Genomic DNA, 11,911 nt, shown 5'->3' on the forward strand with positions numbered 1-11,911 from the left:
ATGATACTATTTAAAATAGTCGTGTTTACTGTGGGAGGAGGTAAGGAATGAATCGGATCTTCCGTAATACCATATTTTATTTACTAATATTTTTAGTCATCATTGGAGTTGTTAGCTTCTTTACAGGTGCTAATCCTAAAACGGAGCAAATAACGTATAATGAATTCATTTCTGACTTAAATAATGGAAATGTAACAGAAATGACTGTACAACCGGTTCGAGGTGTATTTGAAGTAAGAGGTAAAATGAAAGGTTATTCAGAAGACGAAACCTTTCTAACGTACATACCAACCGAACAAGGATTGGATCGTGTTGATAAAGCTGCTGAAGCAAACAATGTAAGCAAATTGGATGTTGCGCCAGCTGAAGAAACAAGTGGATGGGTTACATTTTTCACATCCATCATTCCATTCGTCATTATCTTTATTTTATTCTTCTTCTTACTTAACCAGGCTCAGGGCGGTGGTAGCCGTGTTATGAACTTCGGTAAAAGTAAAGCCAAGCTTTACAGTGAGGAAAAGAAAAAGGTTAAATTTAAAGATGTAGCGGGTGCTGATGAAGAAAAGCAAGAACTAGTCGAGGTTGTTGAATTCTTAAAAGATCCTCGTAAATTCGCCGAGCTAGGCGCAAGAATTCCTAAAGGTGTTCTATTAGTAGGACCTCCAGGTACAGGTAAAACATTGCTTGCAAGAGCAGTTGCAGGTGAAGCGGGAGTGCCGTTCTTCTCAATTAGTGGTTCGGATTTCGTTGAGATGTTTGTCGGTGTCGGGGCTTCACGTGTTCGTGATTTATTTGAGAATGCGAAGAAAAATGCTCCATGTATTATCTTTATTGATGAAATTGATGCTGTTGGTCGTCAACGTGGTGCTGGTTTAGGTGGAGGGCACGATGAACGTGAACAAACCCTTAACCAATTACTAGTTGAGATGGATGGTTTCGGAGCTAATGAAGGTATTATCATTATTGCCGCTACAAACAGACCTGATATTCTTGACCCTGCGTTATTACGTCCAGGTCGTTTTGACCGTCAAATTACGGTTGACCGTCCAGATGTAATTGGTCGTGAGGCAGTACTTAAAGTTCATGCTCGTAATAAACCGTTAGATGAGTCAGTTGATTTAAAAGCAATCGCTGCTCGTACACCTGGATTCTCGGGTGCAGATTTAGAGAACCTGTTAAATGAAGCAGCACTTGTTGCAGCAAGACAGGATAAAAAGAAAATTGACAACACAGATCTTGATGAAGCAACAGACCGAGTAATTGCTGGTCCTGCTAAAAAGACTCGTGTTATTTCTAAAAAAGAACGTAATATTGTTGCTTATCATGAAGCAGGACATACAATAATTGGTGTCGTGTTAGATGAAGCAGATATGGTTCATAAAGTAACCATTGTCCCTCGTGGTCAAGCAGGTGGCTATGCGGTTATGCTACCTAAAGAAGATCGTTACTTTATGACAAAACCTGAATTACTTGATAAAATCACTGGTTTACTAGGTGGTCGTGTAGCTGAGGAAATTATCTTCGGTGAAGTAAGTACAGGAGCACATAATGACTTCCAAAGAGCTACCAACATTGCTCGTAAAATGGTTACTGAATATGGAATGAGTGAAAAACTTGGTCCATTGCAATTTGGTCAATCTCAGGGTGGTCAAGTGTTCTTGGGACGCGATATCCATAATGAGCAAAACTATAGTGATGCTATAGCACATGAAATCGATATGGAAATTCAACGTTTCATCAAGGAAAGTTATGAGCGTGCAAGACAAATACTTACTGATAATCGTGAGAAACTTGAATTGGTTGCTCAAACATTATTAGAGGTTGAAACACTTGATGCAGCTCAAATCTCAAGTCTTGTTGAAAAAGGCAAGCTTCCAGATCGTCCGGTAACAAGTAACCAGGAAAATGGTGAAAGTTCAGAAGATGTAAAAGTGAATATTAACAGTAAAAAAGAAGATGAGCAATCTTCTGAGAAATAATAAAAAAAGGTCGATGACAAATACTGTTGTCGATCTTTTTTGTGTTTTAAAAAATGAATAAGAAGCTTAACCTACTAACCTATATACATTTTTGCTATTCTTACCTATTCACGGTAGTCTCAAATATGGAAGTAGAGTAACTTTATGATAAAATATAACAGGAATGTCAATATAAAATAGAACAGATAAAGTGGTGATCCTTTTGATTCTTGTATTGGATGTAGGAAATACAAATACTGTTTTGGGTGTGTATGAACAGGATGCTTTAAAGCACCATTGGAGAATAGAAACGAGTCGAAACAAAACAGAAGATGAGTTTGGTATGTTGATAAAGAACCTATTTGAACATGTGAATATATCCTTCAAGCAAATTGAAGGTATTATTATTTCATCGGTTGTACCACCGATTATGTTTGCGCTAGAAAGAATGTGTAGTAAATATTTTGAAATAAAACCGCTTGTTGTTGGTCCAGGGATTAAAACAGGTTTAAACATAAAATATGAAAATCCCCGCGAGGTTGGAGCTGACAGAATTGTCAATGCTGTTGCTGGCATTCAGGATTATGGAAGCCCCCTTATTATTGTTGATTTTGGAACAGCTACTACATACTGCTATGTGAATGAGGAAAAGCAATACATGGGTGGTGCTATAGCGCCGGGAATAAATATTTCCACAGAGGCTCTCTATTCAAGAGCAGCTAAGCTTCCAAGAATAGAAATTACGCGACCTGATCATATCATTGGGAAAAATACAGTAAGTGCTATGCAAGCAGGTATTTTATATGGATATGTTGGTCAAGTTGAAGGTATTGTTAAACGGATGAAAGAACAATCTAATAAGGTACCTAAAGTTATTGCGACTGGAGGACTTGCTTCCTTAATTGCTAAGGAATCTGATTGTATTGATATTGTTGATCCATTTTTAACATTAAGAGGTTTGCAACTAATTTATGAACGTAATGTTCAAGCATAAGTATTTTTTCTAAGGTGCCGTTACAGGGTACAAAAAGAAGGGAGTTAACTATGAACGACTATTTAATAAAAGCCATGGGATATAACAATCAAGTAAGGGCATATGCAACAAGAACGACAGAAACAGTTGCCGAAGCTCAAAGAAGACATCAAACATGGCCTACAGCATCTGCAGCTCTAGGACGTGCTATGACGGCAGGAGTTATGATGGGATCTATGTTAAAAGGTAACGCAAAGCTGACCATTAAGGTTGAAGGAAAAGGCCCGATTGGCGTTATCCTTGTAGATAGCAATTCAAAAGGTGAAGTAAGGGGATATGTGACAAACCCTCAAACTCATTTTGAGTTAAATGCTCAGGGTAAGCTTGATGTTGCAAGAGCTGTTGGAACGGATGGAATGCTAACAGTCGTGAAGGATCTTGGATTAAAGGATAATTTTTCTGGACAAGTACCAATTGTTTCTGGTGAATTAGGAGAAGACTTTACATATTATCTTGTTACATCTGAACAAGTTCCTTCCTCTGTAGGAGTAGGAGTTTTAGTTAATCCTGATAATACAATCCTGGCTTCAGGTGGATTTATTATTCAGTTACTCCCAGGAACGGATGATGAAACAATTACTGAAATAGAAAATAGATTAAACAGTATTGAGCCAATCTCTAAGTTAATCCAAAGAGGTTTAACACCTGAAGAGATTTTAGATGAAGTGCTTGGTAAAGGAAATGTAAAGATTCTCGAAAAACAACCTGTTACATTCCATTGTCAGTGTTCAAAAGAAAGAATTGAAAATGCGATCGTTAGTTTGGGAGTAGACGAGATTCAGTCAATGATTGATGATGAAGGTCAAGCTGAAGCACAGTGTCATTTTTGTAATGAAACTTACCTGCTTACAAGAGAGGACTTAGAGGAATTAAAGAAAGCCGCAAGTCAATAACGATAAGTTTTATCGGGAGTTGGAGAGAGTGAGCGGGAAAACATTGTGGAGTGTTATTTTCAGCTTAGTCATTCTAAATTGCTTAACAGTTGCATATTTTATTAATCCTTATGGAGTGCTTCCTGTTAATAGTGATGAACAGAAAGATGAAGTCATTGCAACGATTGGTGAAACAACCATCACAAGAGAGCAATGGATGGCCGAGATGGAAACACGCTATGGCAAAGACACACTAAGAGAATTAGTGAACTTGAAAGTTGTTGAGGAACTCGCTGAAAAGTATGATCTATCAGTATCTGATGAGGTTATTGAACGGGAACTAACTTTTTACAAATCAATGTATACATCTCTAGATGAAGAACAATTTTCCGAAGAGCAAAATTGGGAAGAGCAAATCCGATATAGTATTTTATTAGAGGAGCTTTTAACAAAGGATGTTGAGGTTCCTGAAGAAGATCTTCGCTCATTTTATGAAAATAATAAAGAACTCTATGATATAAAAGATATCTATCACTTATCACATATTGTTGTCAAAACAGAAGAAGAAGCAAACGCCATTATCAAAGAAATTGCTGGAGGTTCTAGCTTTGAAGCCTTGGCAATCGAGGCATCAATTGATGAATTCACAGCAAATCAGGGTGGAGATATCGGCTTTATCTCTACAGACAATGATTATGTCTCGAAGGAATACTTGGAAATTGCTCCTGAGCTTTCTGCAGGAGACTGGAGTCAACCGATAAAGGTGAATATGGGTTATGCTGTTCTACTCTTGAAGGAAAAATTGGTTGGTAAAACGTATTCGTATGACGAGGTAAAGGACCAAATCCGCAGACAAATAGCTCTTGAGCAAATGGAAGGGTCTGTGACTGCAGACCCATTGTGGCAAGAGATTGGTGTATCTTGGTTTTATGAAGATGAAATAGGAAAAAAATAGTACGAATAGCATAAAAGGTTTTGACAATTTTGAATTAAATTGATATATTACTCTTATAAATCCAATAAATTTACTCGGGATAGAGGAGGAATAGTATGGCACGTGTAGCAAATTCTATACATGAATTAATTGGTGAAACACCGGTTGTAAAGTTAAACAGACTTGTTGATGATAATAGTGCAGATGTATACCTAAAACTAGAGTTTATGAACCCTGGAAGTAGTGTTAAAGATCGTATTGGACTTGCTATGATCGAAGCTGCTGAAAAGAAGGGTGATTTAAAACCTGGCGATACAATCATTGAGCCTACTAGTGGTAACACTGGAATCGGTTTAGCGATGGTAGCAGCAGCTAAGGGAATAAAGGCAATTTTAGTTATGCCTGATACAATGAGCTTAGAGCGTAGAAACCTGCTACGTGCATATGGAGCAGAATTAGTGCTAACTCCTGGAGCTGAAGGTATGGGAGGAGCAATTCGTAAAGCTGAAGAGCTTGCAAAAGAGCATGGTTACTTTATGCCTCAACAATTTAAAAATGAAGCAAACCCTGAAGTACACCGTTTAACAACTGGTAAAGAGATTGTTGAACAAATGGGCGATCAACTAGATGGATTTATCGCAGGTATTGGTACAGGTGGGACAATCACAGGTGCTGGTTCCGTTTTAAAGGAAAACTATTCATCTATTAAAATTTATGCAGTTGAGCCTACAGATTCTCCAGTCCTTTCAGGCGGAAAACCAGGTCCACATAAAATCCAAGGTATTGGTGCTGGATTCGTACCAGATATCTTAAATACAAATGTTTATGATGAAATCATCACTGTTAAAAACGAAGAAGCATTTGAAACAGCTAGAAGAGCAGCTAAAGAAGAGGGAATTCTTGGCGGTATCTCTTCAGGTGCAGCAATTTTTGCAGCTTTAAAGGTAGCTAAAGAATTAGGTAAAGGTAAAAAAGTATTAGCTGTTATTCCAAGTAATGGTGAGCGTTACTTAAGTACACCTTTATATCAATTTGATTAATATAAATTTAATTTATAGAAGGGGTTGACTTTGTCAGCTCCTTTTTTATTTTAATGATCCCTAAGCTTGTTGTGTTTTTATATTTCCTCTAGGTAAGCAGCATACTAATTTTATAAGAAAAAGCTAAAATACTATGTTTTCTTTCACACAATTATGTAAAATGGATATAAGAGTTTTAAAGGAGAGATTAGTCATGCAACACAGACGGGCATCGTTAAGTATACATTTTGATTATGAACAAGATTTCTTTAATCAATATAAATACCTTACACAAGATGAAGAACAGCATGCCATCCTAGAAAGTGGTCGTGGTGGAAGATATAGTATTGCGGGTATTAAGCCTATAGCCTCGGTAATGGGAAAAAATGATCAGCTTAAGATAACGAATGAAAAAGGAACCATTGTAAAAGAGGGGAAGCCTCTTGATCTTTTTAAAGATTGGTTCAAACAGTACTATACTGAATCAGATCCTAATCTCCCAGATTTTCAAGGTGGTGCCATTGGTTTTATTAGCTATGATTGTGTGCGTCATTTTGAAAAATTACCTGCTGTAGCTGTAGATGATTTAGAAACACCTGATATATATTTTCTTCTTTTTGATGATGTAGCTGTTTATGATCATCAAACGTCCAAGCTATGGTTAATCACTCACTATTATCATGAACAAGAAAAACAGCAGGCAGAAAATAAACTGCAGAAAATAAAGGATAGTTGGACCTCTGAAGTGAAGATTATCAAACAACCAGAGTCAATGGTAATTGAACCATCGTCTAACCCAATAACATTCTCTGAAAAGGGATTTAAAGAAGCTGTTGAAGCAATTAAAACCTATATTAGTCAAGGAGATGTTTTCCAAGTTAATTTGTCTGTAAGACAGCATTTTGCATTGGAAAACCATCCATTTAAAATTTATGAGACATTGCGTAAAGTCAATCCGTCTCCATATATGGCTTATTTACATTTTCCTGAATTTCAAATAATAAGTGGCTCCCCGGAATTACTTGTTAAAAGACAAGGTGATGTTGTAAGTACACGACCAATTGCAGGTACTCGTTCAAGAGGGAAAGATGAACAAGAGGATTTAAAACTTGCAAATGAGTTGGTTGAAAATGAAAAAGAAAGAGCCGAACATGTGATGCTTGTTGATTTGGAGCGCAATGACCTTGGGAGAGTTTGTGAGTATGGCTCTGTTCATGTAAATGAATTTATGGTTATTGAAAAATACTCACATGTGATGCATATTGTTTCAAATGTGAAAGGGACATTAAAAAAAGAAGCAAATTATGCAGATGTTATCAAAGCGACCTTCCCAGGTGGTACAATTACAGGAGCACCTAAAGTAAGAACAATGGAAATTATTGAAGAGCTTGAACCAACCAGAAGAGGAATTTATACAGGTTCAATAGGTTGGATCGGCTTTGATGAAAATATGGAATTAAATATTGTCATTCGTACAATGATCACGAAAGATGGATTTGGGTATGTTCAATCTGGTGCTGGGATTGTTATTGATTCTAATCCAGATTATGAATATAAAGAAGCTTTAAAGAAGGCAAGAGCGTTAGTTCAAGCTATTGAGTTGAGCAAAGAAGAGAAAATATTAGGTTGAGGTGAGTATAGTGATTTTAATGATTGATAATTATGATTCATTTACATTTAACTTAGTACAGTATTTAGGTGAATTAGGGGAAGAATTGGTTGTTAAGAGAAATGACGAGATCACGATCGCAGAAATTGAAGAGTTGAATCCGCAATTTTTAATGATATCCCCTGGACCATGTAGCCCTAACGAAGCTGGTATTAGCATGGAAGCAATTGAATATTTCGCTGGGAAAATCCCTATCTTTGGAGTGTGCCTCGGTCATCAGTCAATTGCACAAGTATTCGGTGGCGATGTAGTACGTGCCGAGCGTTTGATGCATGGGAAAACATCTGAGATGCATCACAACGGCGAGACAATCTTTAAAGAAATGGAGAATCCATTTACTGCTACGCGTTATCATTCATTAATTGTAAAAAATGAAACGTTACCGGATTGCTTAGAAGTAACAGCATGGACGGATGAAAATGAAATTATGGCCCTCCGCCATAAAACATTACCAATTGAAGGGGTGCAATTTCATCCTGAGTCAATTATGACAACATTCGGTAAAGACCTTCTTAGAAACTTTATTACTCAATATAAACCTGTAGAAAAGAGCTAATAGGTGTGTATATATACATTAATTCACAGTTTATAAAAGATTCAGAAGCCACGATTTCTCCATTTGATCATGGCTTTCTTTATGGATTAGGGGTTTTTGAAACCTTTAGAATTTATAAGGGTTTTCCTTTTTTACTACTTGATCATTTAGCAAGGCTCCAACATGCAGTTGATGAATTAGGGATCACATATCAAATTGATTATGAAGAAATGTATGAGATGATTCAGGAGCTTTTAAGGATAAACGCTTGTCAAAATGAAGATGTTACAGTTCGGTTAAACATCTCAGCTGGCATTGGAGAAGTTGGGAAACTACTTCAGGATTATGATAAGCCAACCATTATGTGTTTTATTAGAAAAGCTCCATCAGTTAATAGGATCGAAAAGGAAGCGGCGATACTTAAATTAAGAAGAAACACACCTGAAGGAAGGGAACGATTAAAATCCCATCACTACCTAAACAATATTTTAGGAAAGCGTGAACTTCAAGTAACTCCAGATTTGGAAGGTATTTTTCTAACTGAAAAAGGGTACGTGGCAGAAGGGGTTGTTTCTAATATTTTCTGGGTGAAGAAAGGCACTTTGTACACACCAACATTAGAAACAGGAATTTTAAATGGAATCACAAGACAGTTTATCATCAAGTGTTTGGAGAAATTAGAAATACCTTTATATGAAGGTTTTTACGATAAAGAACATTTGTTTGGATCTACTGAGGTGTTCTTAACAAATTCCTCTCAAGAGATTGTTTCAGTTAAAAAAATAGATGATCAATATTTCCAAGGGAATGAAGGGGAGTACAGTAAGAAGTTAACTGACTTGTATAATCACTATAAGACCAAACTATTAAGTATACAAGAGTTATAAAGGATTGAGGAAAATGAAGACTTTAACGAAGCAACAGATTATTGAATGTGGTGACTATGCTCTTAATTATCATGATAAAACCTTAATCATGGGGATCTTAAATATAACACCTGATTCATTTTCTGATGGTGGAAAGTTTAGCAGCATAGACCTTGCGATTGAACGTGCAGAGGAAATGCTACAACATGGTGCAGATATTATTGATATTGGTGGAGAATCAACTAGACCTGGAGCTAGTACTGTCACTCAGGAGGAAGAGTTAGATCGCGTTATTCCTGTTATAAAAAATCTTTCACGAGTCATTAAAGCTCCAATATCAATTGATACTTATAAAGCGGAAGTAGCTAAACAAGCAATAGAAGCAGGAGCATCGATCATTAATGATGTTTGGGGAGCGAAGGCAGATCCAAATATGGCAAAGGTTGCTGCAGAATACGATGTACCGATTATTCTTATGCATAACCGAGCAAATAAGAATTATGAACAGCTTATACCTGATATGATTGTAGACTTAATGGAGTCTGTGGCGATTGCAAAAGAAGCGGGAGTTAAGGATGAGAAAATCATTCTTGACCCAGGGGTCGGTTTTGCGAAAACAATGGATGATAACCTTGAAGTGATGAGAAATCTCGATGCTTTCGTCCAACTAGGATATCCTGTGTTGTTAGGTACCTCAAGAAAATCGTTTATAGGACATATTCTGGATGTTCCTCCAACAGAACGTATGGAGGGAACTGGTGCAACTGTTTGTTTAGGAATCCAAAAGGGATGTCATATTGTGAGAATACATGATGTGTTAGAGATGTCCAGAATGGCTAAAATGATGGACGTTATGCTTGGGAAGGGAGGAGTAAACAATCGATAAAATATATGTAAACGGGATGGACTTTTACGGATACCACGGTGTATTTCAAGAGGAAAATAAGCTGGGTCAACGGTTTAGAGTAGACCTAGCTGTTGAGTTAGACTTAAAAAAGGCTGGGGAAACAGATGAATTAGAGTATAGTGTGAACTATGCATCTTTATATAAATGCTGCAAGGAAATAGTTGAAGGTAAGCCTTATAAGCTTGTAGAATCTGTGGCAGAACAAATCGCACAAAAATTACTAACAGAATTTCCGCTTATTCATTTTTGTGAAGTGAAAGTGATTAAGCCAGACCCTCCAATTCCTGGACATTATAAGGAAGTTGCTGTTGAAATTAAAAGGGGAAGAACATGAAAAATGATGTTTATATAGCACTTGGTTCGAATATGGGGAATCGGGAAAGATATCTTCTCGATGCTATAAAGAAAATCAATCAACATCCTTCTATAAGTGTGGTAGATATTTCCTCGATCTATGAAACAGATCCGATTGGCTTCACAGACCAAGACCAATTTTTAAATATGGTTATTCGTGCTAACACTGATTTAACAGCATATCAGCTTCTTCTTTCTCTCCAAGAAATTGAAAAACTACTTGACCGAAAAAGGGAAGTAAAGTGGGGGCCACGAACTTTAGACCTTGACATTTTGTTGTATAATCATGAAAATATTGAAGCAGAACAATTAATTGTTCCTCATCCTAGAATGCATGAACGAGCATTTGTTCTTATCCCTTTGTATGAATTAAACAAAGACATAAGCATTCCTACTTTAGATAAACCAATTTCAACTATCATAGATCAATTACAAGATAAAGAAGGAGTACGAATATGGAAGCAGAAAAATGGGGTAGACGTATTCGCGCTTTTAGAAAATTAAAAGGATACACCCAAGAGAGTTTTGCCAAGGATCTTGGTGTTTCTGTTTCTGTATTAGGCGAAATAGAAAGAGGAAATCGCGAACCCAGCAAAGAGTTTATAGAGGATGTAGCAAAATCCCTTAATGTAACAGTAGAGGAATTAACCCCAAACTAAACTACAAGCAAAAGGAGGTATGCAGAATGTTTAAGATTGGCGATATTGAATTAAAGAACAGAGTCGTTTTAGCCCCAATGGCAGGAGTATGTAATGCAGCTTTTAGATTAACAGTTAAAGAGTTTGGCGCTGGATTAGTATGTGCTGAAATGGTAAGTGATAAAGCTATCCTTTTAAAAAATGCAAGAACAATGGGAATGCTATATATTGATGAACGTGAAAAGCCACTAAGCTTACAAATATTCGGTGGTGAAAAGGATACACTTGTTGAAGCGGCTAAATTTGTTGATAAAAATACAACAGCTGATATTATTGATATAAACATGGGATGTCCAGTTCCGAAAATCACAAAATGTGATGCAGGGGCAAAATGGCTTTTAGATCCAAACAAAATTTATGACATGGTATCGGCAGTTGTAGAAGCGGTAGATAAGCCAGTTACAGTTAAAATGCGCATGGGCTGGGATGATGATCATATTTATGCCGTTCAAAATGCCCAAGCGATAGAGCGCGCAGGTGGTAAAGCAGTGGCTCTTCATGGTCGTACCAGAGTACAAATGTATGAAGGTACAGCAAATTGGGATATCATTAAAGAAGTAAAAGAATCTGTTAACATTCCTGTAATAGGAAATGGTGATGTTACAACACCTCAAGATGCTAAGCGCATGTTAGATGAAACAGGTGTTGATGGTGTTATGATCGGTCGTGCAGCACTAGGGAATCCATGGATGATTTATCGTACGGTTAAATTTTTAGAAAATGGCGTATTGATGGATGAACCTGATGTGCGTGAGAAGATGGAAGTGTGCAAGCTTCATCTAGATCGCCTAATATCGTTAAAAAATGAAAATGTAGCAGTTCGAGAAATGAGAAAGCATGCTGCCTGGTACCTAAAGGGTATTAGAGGTAATGCAAAGGTCCGTAATGACATCAATTTAATGAACACTAGAGATGAATTTGTTAATCTATTAGATGAGTTTGTTTTAGAGATGGAAGCAAAAGAAGATAGTGCTAGCCAAGCAGGTTAAATATTCAGTTTAGTAGTATCTATTGTTTTGCTGTTTTTACTGCCAGTATTCCTGGCAGTTTTCTGCTTTTCAATTTG

At 36.8% G+C, this 11,911-nt stretch carries 13 protein-coding genes; all 13 read left to right on the forward strand.

The genetic code is table 11. The features are described 5' to 3' along the window. The first annotated feature begins 47 nt into the window (after nucleotides 1–47). The 13 genes from ftsH to dusB all read left to right on the forward strand — a co-directional run bounded on the left by ftsH (nucleotide 48) and on the right by dusB (nucleotide 11,834). Complete coding sequence (gene ftsH / locus D9842_RS20670) at nucleotides 48–1,979, forward strand: ATP-dependent zinc metalloprotease FtsH (RefSeq protein WP_121664144.1); 1,932 nt, start codon at nucleotides 48–50, stop codon at nucleotides 1,977–1,979. 202 nt (nucleotides 1,980–2,181) lie between these two features. Continuing rightward, nucleotides 2,182–2,952, forward strand: coding sequence for a type III pantothenate kinase (locus D9842_RS20675; protein ID WP_121664145.1), 771 nt, complete (start codon nucleotides 2,182–2,184; stop codon nucleotides 2,950–2,952). A 50-nt stretch (nucleotides 2,953–3,002) separates the two neighbouring features. Beyond that, nucleotides 3,003–3,884: an Hsp33 family molecular chaperone HslO gene (hslO, locus tag D9842_RS20680; protein WP_121664146.1), complete on the forward strand. Its 882-nt coding sequence runs from the start codon at nucleotides 3,003–3,005 to the stop codon at nucleotides 3,882–3,884. Between the two features lie 28 nt (nucleotides 3,885–3,912). Then, nucleotides 3,913–4,818: a peptidyl-prolyl cis-trans isomerase gene (locus D9842_RS20685; protein WP_121664147.1), complete on the forward strand. Its 906-nt coding sequence runs from the start codon at nucleotides 3,913–3,915 to the stop codon at nucleotides 4,816–4,818. Nucleotides 4,819–4,913: 95 nt separating this feature from the next. Beyond that, the gene (gene cysK, locus D9842_RS20690) at nucleotides 4,914–5,837 is read left to right on the forward strand and encodes a cysteine synthase A (protein WP_121664148.1); all 924 of its coding nucleotides are present in this window, start codon (nucleotides 4,914–4,916) and stop codon (nucleotides 5,835–5,837) included. 193 nt (nucleotides 5,838–6,030) lie between these two features. Beyond that, entirely contained in the window at nucleotides 6,031–7,446 is a 1,416-nt protein-coding gene (gene trpE, locus D9842_RS20695) for an anthranilate synthase component I (RefSeq protein WP_121664149.1), read from the forward strand. A 10-nt stretch (nucleotides 7,447–7,456) separates the two neighbouring features. Continuing rightward, nucleotides 7,457–8,041 (forward strand): aminodeoxychorismate/anthranilate synthase component II, encoded by a 585-nt coding sequence (gene pabA, locus D9842_RS20700; protein ID WP_121664150.1) that lies wholly within the window; start codon nucleotides 7,457–7,459, stop codon nucleotides 8,039–8,041. Nucleotides 8,042–8,046: 5 nt separating this feature from the next. Beyond that, a complete protein-coding gene (gene pabC, locus D9842_RS20705; RefSeq protein ID WP_121664151.1) occupies nucleotides 8,047–8,907 on the forward strand; it encodes an aminodeoxychorismate lyase in 861 nt (286 codons plus the stop codon). A 13-nt stretch (nucleotides 8,908–8,920) separates the two neighbouring features. Beyond that, nucleotides 8,921–9,772 (forward strand): dihydropteroate synthase, encoded by an 852-nt coding sequence (gene folP / locus D9842_RS20710; RefSeq protein WP_121664152.1) that lies wholly within the window; start codon nucleotides 8,921–8,923, stop codon nucleotides 9,770–9,772. After that, nucleotides 9,765–10,127, forward strand: coding sequence for a dihydroneopterin aldolase (gene folB, locus D9842_RS20715; RefSeq protein WP_121664153.1), 363 nt, complete (start codon nucleotides 9,765–9,767; stop codon nucleotides 10,125–10,127). Before folP ends, folB begins: the two co-directional genes overlap by 8 nt. After that, the gene (folK, locus tag D9842_RS20720) at nucleotides 10,124–10,651 is read left to right on the forward strand and encodes a 2-amino-4-hydroxy-6-hydroxymethyldihydropteridine diphosphokinase (RefSeq protein WP_121664154.1); all 528 of its coding nucleotides are present in this window, start codon (nucleotides 10,124–10,126) and stop codon (nucleotides 10,649–10,651) included. The genes folB and folK overlap by 4 nt, the downstream gene beginning before the upstream one ends. Further along, the gene (locus D9842_RS20725; protein WP_098795071.1) at nucleotides 10,603–10,806 is read left to right on the forward strand and encodes a helix-turn-helix domain-containing protein; all 204 of its coding nucleotides are present in this window, start codon (nucleotides 10,603–10,605) and stop codon (nucleotides 10,804–10,806) included. Before folK ends, D9842_RS20725 begins: the two co-directional genes overlap by 49 nt. A 26-nt stretch (nucleotides 10,807–10,832) precedes the next feature. Further along, entirely contained in the window at nucleotides 10,833–11,834 is a 1,002-nt protein-coding gene (gene dusB / locus D9842_RS20730; protein ID WP_121664155.1) for a tRNA dihydrouridine synthase DusB, read from the forward strand. Nucleotides 11,835–11,911 lie beyond the last annotated feature (77 nt).

Origin of the sequence: Metabacillus litoralis, assembly GCF_003667825.1 — a bacterium.
GTDB lineage: Bacteria > Bacillota > Bacilli > Bacillales > Bacillaceae > Metabacillus > Metabacillus litoralis_B.

What these genes read in the sequence shown, in the direction of transcription:
- ftsH (WP_121664144.1), top strand. Translation starts at nt 48, where the DNA reads ATGAATCGGATCTTCCGTAATACCATATTTTATTTACTAATATTTTTA.
- D9842_RS20725 (WP_098795071.1), top strand. Translation starts at nt 10,603, where the DNA reads ATGGAAGCAGAAAAATGGGGTAGACGTATTCGCGCTTTTAGAAAATTA.
- dusB (WP_121664155.1), top strand. Translation starts at nt 10,833, where the DNA reads ATGTTTAAGATTGGCGATATTGAATTAAAGAACAGAGTCGTTTTAGCC.
- cysK (WP_121664148.1), top strand. Translation starts at nt 4,914, where the DNA reads ATGGCACGTGTAGCAAATTCTATACATGAATTAATTGGTGAAACACCG.
- hslO (WP_121664146.1), top strand. Translation starts at nt 3,003, where the DNA reads ATGAACGACTATTTAATAAAAGCCATGGGATATAACAATCAAGTAAGG.
- trpE (WP_121664149.1), top strand. Translation starts at nt 6,031, where the DNA reads ATGCAACACAGACGGGCATCGTTAAGTATACATTTTGATTATGAACAA.
- folK (WP_121664154.1), top strand. Translation starts at nt 10,124, where the DNA reads ATGAAAAATGATGTTTATATAGCACTTGGTTCGAATATGGGGAATCGG.
- folP (WP_121664152.1), top strand. Translation starts at nt 8,921, where the DNA reads ATGAAGACTTTAACGAAGCAACAGATTATTGAATGTGGTGACTATGCT.